This is a genomic window from Acinetobacter terrae (genome assembly GCF_002135195.1).
GTDB lineage: Bacteria > Pseudomonadota > Gammaproteobacteria > Pseudomonadales > Moraxellaceae > Acinetobacter > Acinetobacter terrae.
Map to the genome: position 1 here is coordinate 50,020 of NZ_NEGF01000001.1, position 21,655 is coordinate 71,674.

A 21,655-nucleotide genomic window follows, 5' to 3' on the forward strand; every position below is an offset into this window, starting at 1 on the left:
GATTATGAGTAAACATGATTCTTCACTTTCTAAAGGTCAGTTCGACTTACTGAAAGCCTTTAAAAAGCAAATCACCAATCCGCATTCGACTGCCATTGCAAAACAGCCTGAGCCTAAAAATCAGCTTGAGCAAGAACCGGAAGATGATTTCGATCTGTTCCAAAAATCAATGCAAGGTGTCAAAAAAATGGACACCGGCAATATTGCAAAGATTGAAAAGGACAAAAAGAAAAAAATTGATGCGCAAACTTTAGCAAAACGTGCAGCAGCAACCGGTCCCATGCAAACTGACAATGCAGAGCTTTCGGATACGCAAGCCATGCTGAATCCTGTTGCCAGTCAAGCTACATTAAGCTATCGCATTGGTACTTTACAGCACAAAGTGTTTGAAGATTTAAAAGCCGGCAACCTGCGCTGGTTTGAAGCGGTTGACCTGCATGGTTGTACGGTTGAAGATGCGCGAGCTGCGGTATTACAGATCATTCAAATGGCAAAAGATGAAAATCAGAATGTCATTAAAATTGTACACGGCAAAGGTCCGGAAGCCATTTTAAAAACCTATGTGAATGGCTGGCTTCGTCAACACCGTGATGTTTTAGCGTTTGTCAGTGCGCCTGAAAAACAGGGTGGCACCGGTGCGGTTTTAGTCTTGCTAAAACGTGCGGAAAAGAACCCTAAATTTAAACAGTAATCGGAATTTTTCCCCAAAACAGGGCATTGTAGCGGTTTTCTGCTACAATGCCGTCCTTGTTCGATATCAGTGTAAGTGAACACGTCTTATGTCTATGCAGCAATCCTACGCCAACATTCTGACTGCCGTTGGTGAAGATCTTAATCGTCCTGGTCTAAAAGATACGCCAATGCGTGCTGCTAAAGCTTTTTCGTATTTAACGTCTGGATATAGCAAAACTTTAGAAGAAGTGACCAATAGTGCGGTCTTCCCTTCTGACAACCGTGAAATGGTTTTAGTGAAGAATATTGAATTTTATTCTTTATGCGAACATCATTTATTGCCTTTCTACGGTCGTGTGCATATTGCTTATTTACCGGAAGGTAATGTTTTAGGTTTATCTAAATTTGCCCGCATTACCGAAATGTTTGCGCGTCGTTTGCAAATTCAGGAAAACCTGACTCAGCAAATTGCTGAAGCTGTGGCTGAAGTGACTAAAGCACGTGGTGTTGCAGTAATGATTGATTCTGCACATATGTGTATGATGATGCGCGGTGTAGGCAAACAGGAATCAACCACACGTACTGTTTCTTTTGTTGGTGATTTCAAAACCAATAAAGATGAACGTCGTGAATTCTTGACTGCTTTACCTGAAAGCCTCTAAGATTTTCAGATTTTAAAAAGCCCCGATTGTTCGGGGCTTTTTATATATGCTTTAACTTCTTGCATTTATGCAACTTTTAACTTAAAGGATAAGTCATGTCATCTATTTGGTTAGCAGGTCACGGTTTAACTCAGAGTGAAGCAACGCTTGATTATCCCCGTCCCGACCGTCTGGTTGCAGGCAACCCTAAACGCATAACCCAAAGTTTATATGAACATCCCAATATGAACTGTGGCATCTGGATCTGTGAAGTGGGTGCATGGAATATTCAATTTGCTGCCAACAAACAGGAATTCTTTCAGGTGATTGAAGGTCTGGTACGCTTGCATGATGCCAACACGCAGAATTTTGTCGAAATTAAAGCGGGTGAAGCTGGCATTATCCCGCCCGGCTTTACTGGAAAATTTCAAGTCGTTGAAGCCGTTAGAAAATATTTTGTCGTGGTTGAAGCCTAAACCTGTGTATACAGGTTTTCTTATTTCTTTCGTGCTTTTATAAAAATTTTAAAGCAGTAGCAAACTCACAAGCTCAGTACATGTCATTACTCGAACCATTCTCTCTTCGCTCGTCATCTATCTTAGATTATTAGCAAAAAAATTTATCAGATTTCTTAGGCTATTTACAACAGAACGATTTTGTCGGTGCAGATATAGCACGCAATTTTTTCAGATGGGTTATATCCCTGCACGTCGCTATACCAATCATAACGGTGAGGGAAATATAAAGGCTCTATGCTTAGTGATAAAAAAGCTTAAATAGCACACATGATCGTAAAGAATTACTGTATCAAACAATAGATTTTGTCAAAGTGGCAGCAAAAAAAAATTAAACAAAAATGGGATGAAGCCAAAACCTATCCCGAATATGTAGCGCAAAAAAATCCAAGACTGGATGAAGCAGTCCAATATTTAATGCTTTTGTTAGAGTTGTACAGACTCTGCTGTGTTAGCAACAGCAACCTGCAACTCGTTTTTAGCCAAATAGACACGATTTCGACCGCTATTTTTAGCTGCATACAGTGCTGTATCTGCTGTATCCAGGAATTTTTGATAATCTGGATGACCATTATAAAGCACACAGCCGATACTCACGGTGAATCTAAACTGTTGTCCCTGACTGCTCGTAATCATGCCATTTTCTACATATTTACGAATACTTTCTGCAATATTCAAGGCACGTTTCACATCAGTGTCGACCAATAACAATAGGAATTCTTCACCGCCTACACGGAAAGCATAATCACTGCCTTGGCTGTATTTTTGCAAGGCTTCAGCAATAAACTTCAGTGCCAAATCCCCTGCTGCATGTCCAAACTTATCATTAATGGATTTAAAGAAATCCGCATCAATCGCGAGCAAAGACAGCGGCGTTCGATTTTGACGTGAGAATGTAATTTCACGTGAAATAATGGTATTTAAATAGCGACGATTTAACAGTTGAGTCAGTGAATCATTGCCCGATTCAATATACTCAGACACTTGAAACAATTGATCGACCAACAATTGAATTTCACGGTTTAAATCACGAACCTGCTGAATCAGTCCCAAGATTTCATCTTTTTGCGTGCATTGAATCACGGCAGTATTGAGCTGATCGACCTGATAAATACGATCAATGATCAATTGCACCTGATCAGAACCAGTAAAGGCATACGATGCTTTATGAATAAACCACAAGCCAAATTCAGATTTAGACAATATTGGGTGATGAAAACCGGCATTGCCTGAAAAGACTTTAAACATCAGTTCATTTTCCCAATCGAGTAATGAACTGCGTTGTTTATCTTTTTGTACCGCCACATCCTGCATTGCGGAAAACAGTCGATAACTGTGTTTAATCTCTTGATTGACTGCGGTTTTGGCTTCGTATGAGCGGCACATGATTTCAGTTGAAAAGCCCATGATTTGGACAATATAACTGCAAGTGGTGATCATATCGTGTTGTGGCTTTTGAGCCATCAGTTCAAATACTTTGCGTTCAATCTCACATACACCGCGCATGATTAACCACGATGGAATGCCCACACGTGCATGCACATGTCCAACCATATGCTGTTTTTGCACAGCTTCGAGATAGCGTTTATTAATGCCGACACTAAAACTTTCAAGTAGCCATGCATTCAGTGTGTCAAGCAAGCGTTGTTGAATCAGATCATCTGAGAAAAATTCCGCAGATTCTTTCTCAACCAGCATTTTTTTATAAAATTCTTCAACCAAAATTAGCGAGTGATCTTGTATAAATTGAAAAGCATGCAGTAAATCATCGGATGAATAATTTTGACATATATGTTCCCATTGCTCAGCCAGCATGGCCATACATTCATTATTCATACAATTGATTCCAAGAACTTTAAAGAGAGGGAGATAATTAGTTTATTAATATAACAAATAATGATAAAAATTACTTTGTGAACCAATAGTTGTTTTATATAAATAATGAGAAAAAACTTGCATTTATTAGATATTTTGCTCTAAAAGAATCGTACATATCCCACACTGGTTTTCATCCAGTCTTTGCTATCTTGTTGTTGATATTGCCAATTGAAACGAATTGCATTCTGATGATTCAATACATATTGCAGTTGAGTATTTAGCCCTAATTGCCATTGCTGTGAATCTTGCCAATACGGTAATTCCACTTGTATTAAGCTATTGATTTTATCTGACCAAATATTCTGACAACCTATGGTGGGTCCCATTCCTATACGCCAACCATCATGCAATGCCTTGCCGGCTTGAATATGATTTTGAATTTGCGCATAACATAAATGTTCACGTGTTTGATCGGCATAGCTATAGCCCATTTGCACTTTTAAATTGGCTACGCCATGTTGCTCATGTTCACTAAATTGCCCAGCCTGCTCTAATGCTTCCTGTTGCCAACCCAAATTAAAACCCCAACTCAGTGGTGTTTTAAACGGCGTAATCGGGTTATAAGAATTCACCGAAAGAAAGTCGAAATGATTCAGCTTTAACTCATCTTCACGATATTGAATTGAACCATTCCAGAACAGCAACTGTGTACCTGTTCGGAAGCCCCCTTGCGGATCAATCAGGTCGTGATAAGCCTGACGGTGCCCCAGCTCGATAATTTTTTCACCCTGAATTTCGCCCATATTGACTGAAAAATGACGCGCATCATGCGCTTGAGTTGGATTCACTTTCGGTCGTACAGGTTCTTGGCGCTGTTTTTCCAAATCAATTTGACTGCGCAAACTCAATAACTGACGTAAGCGTGGCTGTGCAAAACTCGGTTCAACTTTATGTCCGATAAACTGAAGATATAAGTCATCATAGGCCATTTCTAAAATTTTGGCGCGATCTCGTCCCTGATACTGTTCTAAAATCGTCGGTATGTCTTTTATTTCAGCAAAAGCGACTTCATGCGCAACTTTAGCTAAGCTCTTACCATGCTGCTTCACTTGAGATAGCAACTGAGTTTCTAAGGCAGGACGATAGACCGTATCTTTGACCAAGCCTTGCTGTTCAATGGCTTTAATGGTTTCAACAGGGATTGATGCCACTTTAAATTGTTGTTTTAAATTAAGCGCTGGACGAACCAGATCAATCAAACCCAATAGACGATAAGCACAGTTATCACTAACAAAATAATAGGGAAAAGTCGCATGTTTCATTTCCCAAATATGTTCGACTAAAAATCGGGTTTCGTCGGGACTTAAGTTGAGTTCATATTCCCACAAATCACGGCTTTCCAAGTCACCATATTCTTTCACCTTACGGTAATAAGGCATTAAGGAATATTCACCGGGGTACTGCCCTGTTAAGCCATTCCATGCAAAAGACCAACCTTCACCACTGGTGACCGTGGCAGCATAATTTACCGCATACGAAACTAAATTGAGTTGCTTTTGATCTTTTGGGTCTAGACGCAATAAGGTATGCCCAAACATCGAACTTGGATTACCCATAAAGTCGGTCGCGTAAATGAGCGTGGCTTTATAGGGTTTAATTTGTCCAATCCAATCATCCAATTCTGGACAGGTTACTGTAGGCAGTTGCTGTTCTTGAATATGCAGTTGCTGTATTAACCAATGACTACGTGCAGGAAAGCGACAACGTACCGACTGATTCGGTTCTGCAAATTGGAATAGGGCTTGAATATTTGCGTGTAACTCTTGCTTTAAATCAGCCTTTCCTTCAGATGCCAGAAAATAGCCTGAATAATTAACTTCACTTTGACCTTTTGCATTGGCATACATCAGCCTTTGCCAAGTGATGTCTTGGTCTAGTTTTTGCTGTTCTGCACGTTCTATATAGGGTTGAGCAGTTTGGGAGCTTGTTGCTGAATAGGCAACAGGTGAGGACATTAAAGCAAAAACTAACGCAATTGGTTTCATTCAAATCTTTTATTTATCATTTATTCAATAAGAAAAACCCTGTCAAAGACAGGGTTTTGTGCTCAACAATTATACATATGCTTTAAGCACGTCATCTTTAGCCATCACAGCCTGTAAAGCTGCAAGAACTTGCAAAGAGTCTTGATTTTCTGCCGAATAAATTTCAGAGAAGTTTTGTTTAGATACAGCGAAGAAACGGGCTTTATCTTGAGATTGAATGTTTAGAAGTTCAGCAAGTACATTTAAGCTTTCACCCTGACCTACAGCCATGTCACGCGCTAAAGTTTCAGCATTTTCATTGGTAAACGTCACTGCCTGTGCAGTAATGGTACCGGTACCGCTACAACCTAAAGTACCAAAAGTGATACCGAATAACTGGTTTGCAAAAAGGCCATTTGTGGTTGCAGCAAGAATTTTAGGCCCCTTACCTGATTTACCTGCCCATACTTGAGAACCGATACCACAACCAACATCTTTATCCGCAAATGCTGCTGTAGAACCGAGGGCTACAACTGCAGCTAAAGCTAATTTTTTCAACATGGTTATTCTCCAGAGTTTCTTATCCGAGTGTTTTTAATTATTCACAATTGTGTAAATTTTATTACACCTCTGTAAGATAACGGCATCTTTCTGATAACGCAAAACAATTTATACTAAAGATATCGATTACTAATTACGCACCTGAAATTATTTATTTTTTAACTGCCAAATGCCTTCATCACTACGATTTCCAAGTATTTTTAACACTAAAACCAGACTTAAAAGCAGCAATAAATACCAAGAACCCAACTTGCCCCACCCCACCATATGCCAGGCATTGACCTGACTTGGGTATAACCAGATTTTGTAAAAAGTACTGATATTTTCTGCAATCCAAATGATAAAAGCTAAAATCATCAGCACGGGTAACATCGGAAGTTGGATCTGATGCTGTTGTAGCTGAAAGCGAATTTTGGTTTTCCAGAAAATAATCACGCTCCATGCAAATAGCAAATAGCGAATATCTGGAACAAAAAATTTGCTCATAAAATTAATATAAGAAAGTACTGCCAAAGCGATCATATTGGGAAAATTGGGCAGCTTCTCAAACGACACCTGATACAGCCTTAATGAGCGAGCAAAAAAACTCCCCACTGCTGAATACATAAATCCGGCGAATAATGGCACCGTTAAAAGCTTAAATATTGCGGGCTGTGGATACTGCCATGACGCAATTTGCGGATGAGTCAGAAAAATTTCCATGCCCATCGCCATAATATGAAACAAGGCAATGACTTTGGCTTCTGGCCATGATTCCAGCTTTAAATACAGCAAGCAAACTTGAATGATTAAGGCATAAAACAACAAGTAGTCATAACGAAAAAAACCGTAAAACTCCTGACTACCCATGGATGCTGTGAATACAAAAGCAATCAGCAGTAAAATCCCAAATAAGGCAGCCGAAGCTGCCTTAAATGAGAACTCAAAACATGATTTAAAAAGACTGATCAAGGTTGAATCCTAAAAAATGAGTTTACTCACAGATACTTAAAGATATTTGGCGCTATATTCATGCACGGTATCAATAAATACTTTAGGATTCGCAGGATCTACCCATTGGGTAATACCATGACCCAAGTTAGCGATATAACCGGTTTTTTCACCACCCGCATAAGCATCGTCAAGCATGGCTTTGGTTGCTTTTTCAATGGATGCTGGTGTGCCATATAAAGTGGCTGGATCTAGGTTACCTTGCAAAGCAGCACGACCATTAACAGTTTGACGTGCCACATTCAATGGTGTAGTCCAATCCAGACCTAAGGCATCTGCACCCGTTGCCAGCATCGGCTCGATCCACTGACCGCCACCTTTGGTAAATAAAATCACCGGTACTTGACGACCTTCATTTTCACGTTTTAAACCTGCAACAATTTTCTGCATGTAGTTCAATGAAAATTCAATATATTCACGATGTGCAAGCGCTCCACCCCAACTGTCAAAAATCTGAATGGCTTGTGCACCGGCATCAATTTGCGCATTTAAATAATCAATCACGGCAAGAGCCAATCGATCAAGCAAAGCGTGTAACACTTCAGGTTGGGCATACATCATATTTTTGGTGTAACGGAAATCCTTACTTGATCCCCCTTCAACCATATATGTTGCAAGCGTCCAAGGACTACCCGAAAAACCAATCAAGGGAACTTGTCCACCTAATGCTGAACGAATGGTGGTTACAGCATTCATCACATAATCTAGATCAGATTTGGCATTGAAGTTGGGTAAATTCGCTACATCTTGTTCGGTACGAATGGTTTTGTGGAACTTCGGACCTTCACCCGCTTCAAAATACAGACCTAGCCCCAAAGCATCCGGCACAGTTAAAATATCTGAAAATAGAATGGCTGCATCCAAGTCATAACGACGCAAAGGTTGTAAAGTGACTTCACATGCAAAATCATTATTTTTGCACAAGGAAAGGAAATCACCCGCTTTGGCACGTGTTTCGCGATATTCAGGCAAATAACGTCCTGCTTGACGCATCATCCAAACTGGTGTGGTATCTACTGGCTCACGCAATAAGGCACGTAGAAAACGATCGTTTTTTAGAGTCGTCATTTACTTTCCCATCTCATTTTTAATCTTCGAACCATCATAACAAAAAGCCCGAAAATTTAGTAACTTCTCTCGCATCTAAAAAGCAATCACGGGAAATGTAAAATAATTTATACACAAAACAAATACTGCATCTCCTCATTTTTTCTGCAATACTTGTGTAGTTTTATCAAATTGTTAATGAATAATTCTTAAGGTTGACTTACATGTTCGTTCGCACATTACTCGCTATGAGTTTAAGTTGCATTTTTGCGGGTACAGCGTTTGCCGCATCTACTGCTGAACAACCCTTAAATCCCAAAAAGATTGCTGATACTGCGGTTCAGGATCCGATTGATCCACTTGCAACCGAGCCAGCATCAAGCGCTCAAAGCACTGAAACTCATATTACACAACAAGAACAGCGAGACTTGAATAAGGCTTCGAAAACCTTAGAAGATCTTAAACAAACTGAAGATGATACTGCTGCAATCGGTGTTGCACCAACCACAACAACACCAACTACGACAACCACTACCAGTGCCGCTGCAGTCAAAGCATCATGGACACTGGATGGTCTGAACCAAGCTGAATGGTATGAAAATATTGGTAAGGGCCAGTTTCCGGTTTATGCGCGTGCCCATGTCATGTTAAATAATGCCCATGCTTCACCGGGTGCGATTGACGGTTCAAGTGGTAAAAATACCCTGAAAGCGATTGCATCCTTCCAGCAAATCAATGGCATTAAACCGACAGGTATTTTAACCCAAGAAACCTGGGATGCTTTAGTCGCTAAACAAGGTTCTAAGCCTGCATTTGTTGAATACACCATTACTGATGCGGACTTAAAAGGTCCTTATGCCGCATCTATTCCACACGATTATGCCTTGCAAGCGAAAATGAAAGGCTTGTATTACACCCGTGTCACCGAAATGCTAGGTGAAAAGTTCCATATGGATGAAGACTTTTTGAAAAAGTTAAATCCTAAAGCAACCTTCAAAAAAGCGGGTGAAAAAATCATTGTGGCAAATATCCGCAATGAAGTTCCTGAAGATATTCATCTGATCGTTGCGCATAAAGGTGCAAAACAACTGTACTTGTTTAACAGTCGCAACCAGATGATTGGATCATTCCCTGCTACTATTGGTAGCTCGGATACTCCATCTCCAACAGGAACTTATAAAGTGACTGGCGTAGCCCGAAACCCTTGGTATAGCTATTCACCAAGTAACTTTGTTCAAGGTAATAATACGAAACCGCTTTCTTTACCACCCGGTCCAAATGCTCCGGTCGGAAACATCTGGATTGGTTTAAGTAAAAAATCATTTGGTATCCACGGTACGCCAAACCCATCTGCCATTTCTAAAACTGCATCGCATGGTTGTATCCGTTTGACCAACTGGGATGCGAACGACTTGGGTAAAAAAGTGAAATCTGGCGTAACTGTTAAATTCCTAGAATAATCAAAATATTGATAATTAAAGAGCCTGCATTTATGTGGGCTTTTTTTTACAAAAAATAAAATGCCATTTATTTTCAAATTACCCATAATGTGACCTATTCTTCATTTAAGAATATTAACAATAAGAAAGTCACTGTTGCATAAATAGAATGATATGTTGCTTTTATCCTATTTTTATCACTTTTATAGCACGGTATTATAATTCTAATTTTAAATAATAAGGAGCATCAAAGATGAATGCTTTTTTACATCATGCTGAAAATCGAGGTCATGTTAAAGCCGGCTGGTTAGACACCAAACATAGTTTTTCTTTTGGTAGCTGGTATAACCCCAAATATATGGGAGTCAGTGTGCTTCGGGTCATTAATGATGACACCATCGCTGCGCATAATGGTTTTGGTACACATCCACATGAAAATATGGAAATCTTAACCTGTGTACTTGATGGCACGATTTCACATAAAGATAGCATGGGTAATGAACGTCATATTAGTGCAGGTGAATGGCAACTGATGAGCGCAGGTACAGGGGTTCAACATAGTGAAATGAACAATGGCGATATCCCTGTTCATATGTTGCAAATCTGGATTCACCCTGATGTGCAAGATGCAGAACCCACTTATCAACAAATTCAGTGTAATCCTCATGACCAACCGAATCAGTGGCATTTAATTGCTGGACCAAATGACAATGCGCCTATGCATATTCGCCAACAAGCCGAAGTAAAAACTGCGGTCCTGGAAAAAGATCACCGGCTTCCTGTTGAAGCGACTCAGCACGTCAATTATGTGCATGTCATTTCAGGGGCAATCCAGATTGAAGATCTAATTGTGAAAACCGGCGATGCGCTACTTTTTACAGAAAATCATGAAATTAAAGCCTTAGAAGACAGTCAATTTATCTGGTTTGATTTACCGCAGGCAAAAAATTAATACTGTGTATTGAAAAAGCTCGACTGGAGATGATTATTGCAAAATAGTCATCTCAACATAGATTCAGAAAGTGAATATTAAAAAATAAAATGAACCGTTTATTCACTCTAATTATCGTTATATTTTCTTGCATCCATATCTACAAAAAATAAAAATTAAACCAATAAGCATCATATTTTTACCCAAAAAAACTGCCTTTTAGACGAATATCCTCTTATCTATTTTTATTAAATCATCAGATACAAAGTCGCTTTAATCGGTAAGGGCGAGTCTGATTATTCCATTACAATGGGTTAAATAACATCTATAAACCTTAATTTTTTAATAATTAGAAGAGAAAATCCATATGAACCAGATTTTAGATGTTCAGACTACTCAACAGCAGGCATTGCTTTTTTTATTAGATTATTTAAAACAACAAGACTATCGTTTTACGGTAATAACCCCGCTTTCCCATCAACGGATTCTGGACCGAAACAAGAACACAAAAAACAAAGGCCTTACACTCCGAGATATATTCGGTTGGAATTTAGCATTCGCAAAAACTGATCTGGAAACCACCCTTTTTTCAATTTTAAAAGAAAATCAACTTATCCGTTTCCAAGATGGTCAGTGCCTCAGCAATGTACGAGTCGCATCCCTAGATGATGAATTATTTATTCATTCCAGTTTTCCCACCGTTCAACATGATGCGGTTTTTTTCGGACCAGATACCTATCGCTTTGTTTATCATTTAAAACAATATTTGGCAGCTAAAGCTCAGTCATTCAAACGAGGTCTGGAATTATGCTGCGGCACTTCTGCTGCTGCCATTAGCATTGCCAAACATTATCCAGACTTTAATGAAATGATGGTGGCGGATCTTAATCCGAAAGCGTTGTTGTATAGTCAAATCAATGCGAGTTTTGCAGGTTTAAATAATATCTTTCCGATCTACAGCAATTTATTTACAAATCTTGAAGGACAGTTTGACCTTATTTTTGCCAATCCACCTTATTTAATAGATGCAGATCAACGGCAATATCGTCATGGAGGCAATGAACTGGATGGAAACGAATTGTCATTCAATATTGTAAAAGAAGGGATTCAACGTCTTAATCCCCGGGGGTGCTTATTTTTATATACCGGTGTCGCAATCAGACCAAATGGCAATCCATTTTTAGAACACTTAAAAAAGTTGATTACACCGTATTCAAATATAAACTGGTCTTATGAAGAAATTGACCCCGATGTTTTTGGCGAAGAATTAGAGCAGCCGGCTTATCAGCATATAGAAAGGATTGCCTTGGTTTTGGTGAAATTAGAACTCGATAATCAAGACTAAAGCTTTATAAAAGAATTTGAAAGGCGTTTAGCTAAGGCCGAAAGCATTAAAATGAAGAGCTTGAAGAAAAATTTAAAGTAGCATCAAATATTCAACTACCTTATCTTTAAGATAGAAAAAAAGGGGGAAAGAAGATATTCCCCCTTTTACTTACTATTAATTTACGTTACATAACCCCAGAAACAACAAAGCCCTGATCAATGATCAGGGCTTTGTCTTAAATTTGGCGGAAGCGGTGAGATTCGAACTCACGGAGGACTCACACCCTCGTCGGTTTTCAAGACCGGTGCATTAAACCGCTCTGCCACGCTTCCATGTGCGCCATAATACGGATCTTTTTAAAAGCTGACAAGTAAAAATTACAACTAAACTATTCAAATGAATATTGTTTCACCAAATCAACTCAAAAAATCATAATCTGGCTGCTAATTCAGCACCTTCACGGATCGCGCGCTTCGCATCAAGCTCTGCTGCCAGTTTGGCACCACCAATAATATGGTAATTTGCCAAGGTAAATTCATCTTCGGTTGGCATAATGTCTTTTACTGACTCTTGTCCTGCACAAACGACAACGGTATCTACACGTAAAAGTTGGTCATAACCATTGGTTTCAATCCATAAGCCTTCATTGGTAATGGATTTATATTGCACACCACGTAGCATCTTCACAGCATGCTTTTTCAATTGGGCACGATGTACCCAACCAGTGGTCTTGCCCAATCCAATACCCAACGGCGTGGTTTTACGTTGCAACAAATAGATCTCACGCACAGGTTGATCCACCTCAGCAGCTTGCAAGCCACCTTCAGAGATATAGTTCGGATTTGGGTCAATGCCCCACTCGCGTTGCCAGTCTGCTAAAGGTTGCGGTTGTGGCTGATGTTCAGGTCTCAATAAAAATTCAGAAACATCAAAGCCTATACCACCTGCACCCACAACTGCCACTCTATTGCCAACCGTTGCACCGCGTAACACTTCTGCATATGATAAGACTTGCGGGGCATTACTACCTTCAATTTTTAAACTGCGAGGCACCACCCCTGTTGCAATGATAACCTCCTCAAAACCTTCACGTTCAAGTTGTTCACGGTTCACTTTGGTATTTAATCGAAGCTCTACCCCAGTTTTTTCAATCTGAACTTTAAAATAACGAATGGTTTCGTGAAATTCTTCTTTCCCCGGAACGACTTTGGCTAAGTTGAATTGCCCACCGACCTCAGTTGCAGCTTCAAATAAAGTGACCTTATGACCACGACTGGCAGCTACTGTTGCAGCCGACATGCCTGCCACACCACCACCGATAACAGCAATCTTTTTAGGTGCTTTGGTTTTTAAGTAAACCAGTTCAGTTTCATATGCAGCACGTGGATTGACCAGACAGGTTGCCCGTTGATTTTTAAAAGTATGATCCAAACAGGCTTGGTTGCAGGCAATACAGGTATTAATTTCATCAACCCGATTGGTCGCTGTTTTATTGACCCAGAAAGCATCTGCCAAGAGTGGTCGCGCCATTTGCACCATATCTGCTTTTCCAGCCGCTAAAATGGCTTCGGCTGTTTCAGGCATGTTAATACGGTTGGATGCAATCACAGGAATAGCGACATGCTTTTTCACTTCCGCAGTATAATCGGCAAATGCTGCACGCGGCACTGAAGTTACAATGGTCGGAATACGCGCCTCATGCCAGCCTATACCGGTATTCAGCAATGTTACCCCAGCTTGTTCCAATGCTTTTGCAACGCTAATCACTTCAGCCATGGTATTGCCATCATGAACAAGATCGAGCATCGACAAGCGGAAACAGATAATAAATTTTTCACCGACTTTTTCACGAATCGCTTTAACAATTTCCACAGCAAAACGCATGCGATTTTCAATATCGCCACCCCAACGGTCATCGCGCTGATTGACATGACGGCTTAAAAACTGATTCAGCAAATAACCTTCTGAACCCATCACTTCCACGCCATCATAGCCAGCTTTTTTAGCGATACTGGCAGTATGTGCAAAATCCTCAATGGTATCCAGAATTTGCTTTTCACTCATTTGACGAGGTTTAAAAGGTGAAATAGGCGATTTAATTGGACTTGCAGAAACCACAAAAGGTTGGTAACCATAACGACCAGAATGCAGAATCTGCATCAAAATTTTTGCGCCATGTTTATGCACAGCATGGGTCACTAAGCGATGCGGTGCCACATCACCCAGGTTGTTCATGGTACCGCCAGCTGGCAGTAACCAACCCTGACGGTTCGGCGAAATTCCCCCAGTGATAATCAGCCCCACTCCACCTTTTGCACGTTCCCCAAAATATGCAGCAAGTTTTGGATAGTTATAAAAACGGTCTTCCAGACCTGTATGCATAGAACCCATCACGACACGGTTTTTAATAGTCGTAAAGCCTAAATGTAGTGGTTTTAAAATATTTGCATAGCTTGTTGTCATGATGAATCCTTAATTTATTGGCTTTGCAACTTGTTGCATCCTACTTTACCTATTTTTAGCATTTTGTTTATGACATCTTTTCAACATTGTCTGACGAAACAGTCAATTCAGTAAAAATGAACAGTTTAAAAACCACACCTTCAATGAACTCTGTCTTATTCTTAAAACCATCAATTCCAATATTTTAATTTAGATATATGACCAATGCCGACATTGAAACTATTGGTCGGAACTAAAATTCGATAATGATTTTTTAAGGCAGGTTTAGCCAATATAAATGTCCAACATTATGCTTTGCAGAATATTCTGCCCCCCGCGTTCTTCTAATAGATGCCATATATGTAAATCACGAGCTTTTAACAGCCCACCAAACCATAGATGTGAGTTTCCTACAATTTAAATTAGATTTCGAATAGCCTGTTCAGGCGTTGAATGAATATTCTCTTGTTTAAAATCCTATCCACGTAATTCGTGATCAAGCTTCACCAAACAATCTGATGTAATATCTTGAATCGTTTTTGCACCGGTTAAAGTCATGGCAACCCGCATTTCTTTATCAATTAATTCAAGTAAATGACTGACCCCTGCACCACCAGCCGCACCTAAAGCATAAACAAATGCACGCCCCAACATACAAGCATCTGCACCTAAGGCCAGCATGCGTACCACGTCTAAACCACTGCGAATACCTGAATCGACCAAGATTTTTAAATCACCTTTAACTGCATCTACTATTGGCGGCAAAGCACGCGCAGTGGATAAAACACCATCCAACTGTCGTCCACCATGGTTTGAAACCACAATACCATCTGCACCAAAACGTACTGCATCTTTGGCATCTTCTGGGTCTAAAATTCCCTTGATGACCATTGGGCCATCCCAAAACTCACGAATCCACTCCAAATCTTTCCAAGAAATAGAAGGGTCAAAATTTGAACCTAACCAGCCAATATAATTTTCAAGCCCCGTGGGTTTGCCTAAATATTTTGAGATATTGCCCAGGTCATGCGGACGGCCAAACAAGCCGACATCCCAAGCCCACCGCGGATGCAATACAGATTGAAAATAGCGACGCATAAGGACATTTGGACCACTCATCCCTGAATGTGCATCACGATAACGCGCTCCCGGTACGGGCATATCTACAGTAAACACCAAGGTTGAACATCCAGTCGCTTTGGCACGTTCCAAGGCATTTTTCATAAAGCCACGATCACGTAGCACATACAGCTGAAACCACATTGGACGTTGGATTGCGGAGGTGACTTCTTCTATCGGACATACTGAAACGGTAGATAAAGTAAATGGAATGCCTTTTTGATCTGCGGCAACTGCCGCTTGAACCTCACCACGACGTGCATACATTCCAGTCAATCCCACTGGAGATAAAGCCACAGGCATAGATAAAGTTTCATCAAAAAGTTGAGTTTCGAGGCTTAAGGAAGACATATCTTTCAAAACTCGTTGTCTTAACGCAATTTTGGATAAGTCTTCTACATTACGCTTTAGTGTGTATTCAGCATATGCACCACCATCAATGTAATGAAACAGGAATGGAGGTAAGCGACGTCTAGCGGCTTCACGGTAATCATGAGCGGAAGAAATAATCATAATGATATCCTGTTTAATCGACTCGCACTTTGTAGATGCTCTTTTTATCGTTTATCAATCGGGCATATTTATTGAATAACATTTGACTAACATACACGCTTTCTGGTGAGCAACTTCCGAATCTTGAGATTCAATTTTTTTGCTCAAAAATCATTCACTAGATATACGTTTGTAAGTTAATCATACCGAGCATTACTTTAATGTTTATACCGTGTTTAATGCTAAAAATAGAGACATTTACTATTACGATTAAACACAACTTTAGACTTAATCATTTTTCATTTGGTTTTTAAATTTAACTTCTATATTTAAATAATATACTTAAAATCAATAATTTAATTAAAAAAATTTAATCTCAAAATCAAAATTACTTTTACAGTAACAAGAATAATTCAGATCAAATGAATTCTATCCATCATTAAATTTCAGATGAATGCATCGCATAACAGTATGCATAAACCTACCTTTCCCACATATGTGATTTTTTGATGTCTCTGAGTATAAATAGAGTACGGTTTGTTTTATTTAATCCACTTTTAATTTTTCATTAAATATTCAAACAAAAGTTATTTTCTAACGGCCAAAGATCCCACACACGGTCAGAGCTATAGAATCTAATCAATGACATATTTTGCGTATTTATTTTGCTCTATTTCCCTTCTTTATAATCAAATTAAATCGTTGATCAACTTCCAAAGATCTATCACTTTAAAAATTGTAGATATTTTTTTTGATTGTTTATTTTTACGAAAAATCTTTTTCCTAAAAGTGCTATAATTGAGGCAACTATAGATTCTCCTCGGCTACCAATTATCGTGGTGCCTATTTTATATCGTTAGGACTTACAATGACTGACAATGCAACTATCTTGCAGAATGTACCAGTAGGCAAAAAAGTCGGGATTGCCTTCTCTGGTGGCCTTGATACTTCAGCTGCTTTATTGTGGATGAAACAAAAAGGTGCTGAACCTTATGCTTATACAGCAAACTTGGGCCAGCCAGATGAAGAAGACTACGATGCGATTCCTAAAAAAGCTGAAGCTTATGGCGCAGTAAAAGCTCGTTTAGTTGACTGCCGTTTACAACTTGCGCTTGAAGGTATTGCTGCTATTCAATGTGGCGCTTTTCACATTAGCACTGGCGGTGTTCCTTATTTCAATACGACTCCATTGGGTCGTGCAGTAACAGGTACCATGCTTGTTACCGCAATGAAAGAAGACGACGTAAACATCTGGGGTGACGGTTCAACTTATAAGGGTAACGACATTGAACGTTTCTACCGTTATGGTTTGCTGACTAACCCAAACCTTAAAATCTATAAACCTTGGTTAGACCAAACGTTTATTGATGAATTAGGTGGTCGTGCCGAAATGTCGCAATTCTTAATCGACAACGGTTTTGACTATAAAATGTCAAAAGAGAAAGCATACTCAACTGACTCAAACATGTTGGGTGCGACTCACGAAGCGAAAGATCTTGAGTATCTTGATGCGGGTATCAAAATCGTAGACCCAATCATGGGCGTTGCATTCTGGAAAGAAGAAGTTGAGGTTAAACCTGAACTTGTATCTGTGACTTTCGAAGAAGGTACGCCAGTTGCATTGAACGGCCAACGTTTTGACAATCCGGTTGAATTGATTCTTGAAGCAAACCGTATCGGTGGTCGTCATGGTCTAGGCATGTCGGATCAAATCGAAAACCGTATCATCGAAGCGAAATCTCGTGGTATCTATGAAGCACCGGGTATGGCTCTTCTTCATATCACTTACGAACGCCTTGTAACCGGTATTCATAACGAAGACACCATTGAACAATACCGTATCAACGGTTTGCGTTTAGGTCGTTTATTGTACCAAGGTCGCTGGTTCGATTCTCAAGCATTAATGCTTCGTGAAACTGCTCAACGTTGGGTTGCTAAAGCAATTACTGGTACAGTAACTTTAGAACTTCGTCGTGGTAATGACTTCACCATCATGAACACTGAATCTGAAAATCTCACTTATGAAGCTGAGCGTTTGACGATGGAGAAAGGTGATTCTATGTTTACGCCTATGGACCGTATTGGTCAGTTAACCATGCGTAACCTGGATATTACAGATACACGTGCGAAACTTGGCATCTATACCAACGCAGGTCTTCTTGCTGTAGGTACAGGTTCTGCAGTACCTCAATTAAAAGACAAAAACAAATAAGTTTGTTTTATGTCAAAAACCGCCTAAATGGCGGTTTTTTTATGGCTGAATTTTGAGTCTTTAAGCAATATTTGACGCACGAATAGACTGATAATAAATCTGGTTTCGCCCAAGCTGTTTAGCCCGATATAAAGCTTGATCGGCAATTTTGAGCAACTCTTCTTTGCTGAGTTCATTTTCTCCACGATAGACCGTAATCCCTAAACTAATCGTGACATAGCTCGACACCGACGATTTAGCATGTGGAATTTCCAGACGCTCTATCGCCTTAAAAATATTTGATGCAACCGCATATGCACCATGTGCATCTGTTTCAGGCAATAACACCACAAATTCTTCGCCACCATAACGCGCAACAAAATCCATATGCCGAATGGCGCCTTTAATAGATTTAGCAATGGAAAAAATGACATCATCACCTTTTTGATGACCATAAAAATCGTTATAGTTTTTAAAGAAATCTACATCTATAAACAAAATGGATAAAGAGGTGTGGTCTAGACGAGTTTGCTGATAAAAAACCTCCATCATTTCATCGAAAGTACGGCGATTTGAAATTTTAGTCAGTTCATCGTGCTGACTCAGATGCAGTAATTCTGAATTGTGAATACGGTGAATTTTTTCACTAATTCTGGCCCGCATCGAATACAAATAAATCATCCGCTCACGTGCAAAAATCATATGACTAATGACATAACCTAGTACACAGCTTCCAGTGAGAATACGACCCAGTACCATCGCATCAAAATCAACATGCAGCCCTAAAAATAGCACAATTGTGAACATTGCTGCCAAGACGCCTGTCACCAACATGTGAAATGGTTTTACCCCAGTAAGAATATAGCCAAGAATATAAATAATACATAATATAGCCATGGCTTGATGCTGTAGCTCAACCGTTTCAACCGTCATGGTCAACCAGGACATGGAAACAATGGCCCAAAACTTGAGTACCATCGCAGCATGGGCAAAATATGGACGCAGTTTAGGGAAATAAGCAAAGAAGAATAAAGCCAGCAAACATAAACCGCCATTCACCAGTGCGAACATGGTTTGCATGAAATCATGGACGAAATATTGCTGGTCGATAATCCAGTAGTCACTTGGAATCATGACCACCATAAAAACAAAATAGCTTAAAACACCACCCCAGAGGTATTTTTCAATATGTTTACGCGCGCGTTCTAAATTTTTAGACCAAAATTCCTGTTCTAATTTTTTTGGAAAAACTTGTCCTACACGGCGACTTTGCTGCGTAATCAGTTCTTCTACTTTTTCTTTATCGTACTGTAATTTAGCCAGATTATACTTGTATTCCATTCGCAAGCATTATGTAGTTATTTTTTAGTTACTTAAAAGTAACACAATTTTATTATTAATATTTAAATATATATCACCATTTGTCTTTAATTCTCGTTACCATTTTCACACTTTATAGATTATCATTTGTTTTATTTCTTCGATTGAAATGGCCTTGAATACAATCACTCTCCTCCAGCCAGATGATTGGCATGCTCACCTTCGTGATGGTCTTGCTTTAAAACGTACGGTTCCCGATTTAGCCAAACAGTTTGCGCGCGCAATCTGTATGCCAAATACTGTTCCTCCTGTGAAAACAGTTGAAGAAGCGATTGCTTATCGTGAGCGTATTTTGGCGCATGTACCTGAAGGTCTCTCATTTGACCCACGTATGGTGCTTTACTTTACCGACTTCACCCAACCGAGTGAAGTTAAAAAAATTAAAGAATCTGAGCATGTAAATGCCATCAAGCTATACCCTGCTGGTGCAACGACAAATTCAGATAATGGTGTCAGCGATATTCGTAAAGTCTATGCCGTGATCGAACAACTTGAAGAGCATCAAGTGCCTTTATTGCTTCATGGTGAAGTCACTCATAACCATGTCGATATTTTTGATCGTGAAAAACGCTTCCTAGATGAAGTGCTTTCTCCGCTATTAAAACAGTTCCCTAAGCTTAAACTGGTGCTAGAACATATCACCACCAGTGAAGCTGCGCATTTTGTACTCGAACAAGACCGCAATGTTGCTGCGACCATTACCCCGCAGCATTTATTGTTTAATCGTAATGATATGCTAGTCGGTGGCGTGAAGCCGCATTTTTATTGTTTGCCGATTTTGAAACGTCAAACCCATCAGCAAACTTTACTTGAAGTGGCGACCAGCTCTAATCCTAAGTTTTTCTTGGGTACAGACAGCGCGCCGCATTCAAAAAATGCCAAAGAAAATGCATGTGGCTGTGCGGGTTGTTATAGTGCGCCTACCGCAATTGAATTATATGCTCAAGCTTTTGACCAAGTCGGTAAAATTGACCGCCTGGAAGGTTTTGCCAGCCACTTTGGTGCTGACTTCTATGGTTTGCCGCGTAATACCAGCACCATTACTTTGGTTAAAGAAGAGCAAGTTATTCCGACAAGTTTAGACTACTTGGATGGTGAAAAAATTATCCCCCTATATGCGGGTAATACCATCCAATGGAGAAAAGTGTGACAGATGAAACCCAACCAATAATTGGTCAACGTTTCCGTGGATTTTTACCTGTTGTTGTCGATGTCGAGACAGCAGGTTTTAACTCACAGACTGATGCCTTATTGGAAATTGCAGCAATCCCCATCATTTATAACGAAGAAGGTCAATTTGTGCCAGGCGAAGCCCATCACGCACATATTAACCCTTTTGAAGGGGCTAATTTAGACCGCCGCTCACTCGATTTTATTGGAGTTGATCCCTTTAATCCGATGCGTATGGCTATGGCTGAAGATGAAAAAAGTGCCTTAAAACGTATTTTTAAATCTGTAAATGAAGTTCGTCGCCAGCAGAATTGTACCCATGCAGTTTTAGTCGGTCATAATGCGCATTTCGATCTCGGTTTTGTACAAGCAGCCATTGCGCGTACCGGAACTAAAAATCAAAATCCATTCCACAGTTTTTCGGTGTTCGATACCGTGACTTTAAGTGCAGTCATGTTTGGTCAAACCGTACTGGCAAAATCGTGTATTCACGCTGGAATTGAGTTCGATGGTAAAGAAGCACACTCTGCTTTATACGACACTCAAAAAACTGCAGAACTGTTTTGCTATATTTTGAACAAACTCGCACCTCACCTACTTGACACTCTGGTGGCGGATCAATAAGATACCGCCATCTTCTAAACGTCCCTATCGTCTAGAGGCCTAGGACATCGCCCTTTCACGGCGGTAACCGGGGTTCGAATCCCCGTAGGGACGCCATTTATTACTTTTCCTCGCTTTAATTCAATTTCTTAAAAGCATTCTATTCTTTAGATTTCGCTATATTGCTAAATACCCCTATCTATCTTATTGATTATTTTAATTTCTATTAAAGTATTTGATTAAAATAGCTGTCATTTTATTTTAACTCTTGAAGCCATATTCCAATTGCTAAA

17 protein-coding genes, 2 tRNA genes and 1 pseudogene are annotated in these 21,655 nt (G+C 39.8%); 10 read left to right on the forward strand and 10 right to left on the reverse strand.

Annotation, left to right across the window (positions count from 1 at the left end):
• Positions 1-4: 4 nt before the first annotated feature.
• The 3 genes from B9T23_RS00270 (at position 5) to B9T23_RS00280 (ending at position 1,789) form a co-directional block, all read left to right on the forward strand.
• Positions 5-691, forward strand: coding sequence for a Smr/MutS family protein (locus tag B9T23_RS00270; protein WP_086192286.1), 687 nt, complete (start codon positions 5-7; stop codon positions 689-691).
• A gap of 94 nt (positions 692-785) precedes the next feature.
• Entirely contained in the window at positions 786-1,334 is a 549-nt protein-coding gene (gene folE / locus B9T23_RS00275; RefSeq protein WP_171255180.1) for a GTP cyclohydrolase I FolE, read from the forward strand.
• Positions 1,335-1,429: 95 nt separating this feature from the next.
• On the forward strand, positions 1,430-1,789 hold the full coding sequence (locus B9T23_RS00280) for a cupin domain-containing protein (protein WP_086192289.1): 360 nt from the start codon (positions 1,430-1,432) through the stop codon (positions 1,787-1,789).
• Between the two features lie 465 nt (positions 1,790-2,254).
• On the opposite strand, the gene B9T23_RS00285 is transcribed toward B9T23_RS00280, so the two are convergent.
• From B9T23_RS00285 to hemE, 5 genes are all read right to left on the reverse strand, one after another.
• Positions 2,255-3,664, reverse strand: a complete 1,410-nt coding sequence (locus B9T23_RS00285; RefSeq protein WP_086192291.1) for a diguanylate cyclase — start codon at positions 3,662-3,664, stop codon at positions 2,255-2,257.
• Positions 3,665-3,804: 140 nt separating this feature from the next.
• Positions 3,805-5,691, reverse strand: coding sequence for an Lnb N-terminal periplasmic domain-containing protein (locus B9T23_RS00290; RefSeq protein WP_086192294.1), 1,887 nt, complete (start codon positions 5,689-5,691; stop codon positions 3,805-3,807).
• A gap of 69 nt (positions 5,692-5,760) precedes the next feature.
• Positions 5,761-6,231: a DUF3015 family protein gene (locus B9T23_RS00295; RefSeq protein ID WP_086192296.1), complete on the reverse strand. Its 471-nt coding sequence runs from the start codon at positions 6,229-6,231 to the stop codon at positions 5,761-5,763.
• Between the two features lie 147 nt (positions 6,232-6,378).
• Entirely contained in the window at positions 6,379-7,179 is an 801-nt protein-coding gene (locus tag B9T23_RS00300; protein WP_171263034.1) for a DUF817 family protein, read from the reverse strand.
• A 39-nt stretch (positions 7,180-7,218) separates the two neighbouring features.
• Positions 7,219-8,289, reverse strand: a complete 1,071-nt coding sequence (hemE, locus tag B9T23_RS00305; RefSeq protein ID WP_086192301.1) for a uroporphyrinogen decarboxylase — start codon at positions 8,287-8,289, stop codon at positions 7,219-7,221.
• A 203-nt stretch (positions 8,290-8,492) separates the two neighbouring features.
• Here hemE and B9T23_RS00310 point away from each other — a divergent pair, with 203 nt between their 5' ends.
• The 3 genes from B9T23_RS00310 (at position 8,493) to B9T23_RS00320 (ending at position 11,983) form a co-directional block, all read left to right on the forward strand.
• Positions 8,493-9,728 carry a L,D-transpeptidase family protein gene (locus B9T23_RS00310; protein ID WP_086192303.1) on the forward strand — a complete coding sequence of 412 codons (1,236 nt, stop codon included), beginning with the start codon at positions 8,493-8,495 and terminating at the stop codon, positions 9,726-9,728.
• A 232-nt stretch (positions 9,729-9,960) separates the two neighbouring features.
• Positions 9,961-10,659 carry a pirin family protein gene (locus tag B9T23_RS00315; protein ID WP_086192306.1) on the forward strand — a complete coding sequence of 233 codons (699 nt, stop codon included), beginning with the start codon at positions 9,961-9,963 and terminating at the stop codon, positions 10,657-10,659.
• Between the two features lie 346 nt (positions 10,660-11,005).
• Positions 11,006-11,983, forward strand: a complete 978-nt coding sequence (locus B9T23_RS00320; RefSeq protein WP_086192309.1) for a methyltransferase — start codon at positions 11,006-11,008, stop codon at positions 11,981-11,983.
• Positions 11,984-12,207: 224 nt separating this feature from the next.
• On the opposite strand, the gene B9T23_RS00325 is transcribed toward B9T23_RS00320, so the two are convergent.
• From B9T23_RS00325 to lldD, 4 genes and pseudogenes are all read right to left on the reverse strand, one after another.
• Positions 12,208-12,297: transfer RNA gene (locus B9T23_RS00325), tRNA-Ser, on the reverse strand.
• Positions 12,298-12,394: 97 nt separating this feature from the next.
• Positions 12,395-14,428, reverse strand: a complete 2,034-nt coding sequence (locus B9T23_RS00330; protein WP_086192311.1) for an NADPH-dependent 2,4-dienoyl-CoA reductase — start codon at positions 14,426-14,428, stop codon at positions 12,395-12,397.
• A 170-nt stretch (positions 14,429-14,598) separates the two neighbouring features.
• A pseudogene (locus tag B9T23_RS17195) lies at positions 14,599-14,744 on the reverse strand (hypothetical protein); the annotation flags it as partial.
• Positions 14,745-14,884: 140 nt separating this feature from the next.
• On the reverse strand, positions 14,885-16,039 hold the full coding sequence (lldD, locus tag B9T23_RS00340) for an FMN-dependent L-lactate dehydrogenase LldD (protein WP_086192313.1): 1,155 nt from the start codon (positions 16,037-16,039) through the stop codon (positions 14,885-14,887).
• A gap of 847 nt (positions 16,040-16,886) precedes the next feature.
• Here lldD and argG point away from each other — a divergent pair.
• Positions 16,887-18,230 (forward strand): argininosuccinate synthase, encoded by a 1,344-nt coding sequence (argG, locus tag B9T23_RS00345; RefSeq protein ID WP_067724100.1) that lies wholly within the window; start codon positions 16,887-16,889, stop codon positions 18,228-18,230.
• 60 nt (positions 18,231-18,290) lie between these two features.
• Here argG and B9T23_RS00350 read toward each other — a convergent pair whose 3' ends face one another.
• Complete coding sequence (locus tag B9T23_RS00350; protein WP_086192316.1) at positions 18,291-19,550, reverse strand: GGDEF domain-containing protein; 1,260 nt, start codon at positions 19,548-19,550, stop codon at positions 18,291-18,293.
• Between the two features lie 154 nt (positions 19,551-19,704).
• Between B9T23_RS00350 and pyrC the strand changes: the two genes are divergently transcribed.
• From pyrC to B9T23_RS00365, 3 genes are all read left to right on the forward strand, one after another.
• Positions 19,705-20,739, forward strand: coding sequence for a dihydroorotase (gene pyrC / locus B9T23_RS00355; RefSeq protein ID WP_086192838.1), 1,035 nt, complete (start codon positions 19,705-19,707; stop codon positions 20,737-20,739).
• Positions 20,724-21,383 (forward strand): ribonuclease T, encoded by a 660-nt coding sequence (rnt, locus tag B9T23_RS00360; RefSeq protein WP_067724098.1) that lies wholly within the window; start codon positions 20,724-20,726, stop codon positions 21,381-21,383. The genes pyrC and rnt overlap by 16 nt, the downstream gene beginning before the upstream one ends.
• A 20-nt stretch (positions 21,384-21,403) precedes the next feature.
• A tRNA-Glu gene (locus B9T23_RS00365) sits at positions 21,404-21,479 on the forward strand.
• The last annotated feature ends 176 nt before the right edge of the window (positions 21,480-21,655 follow it).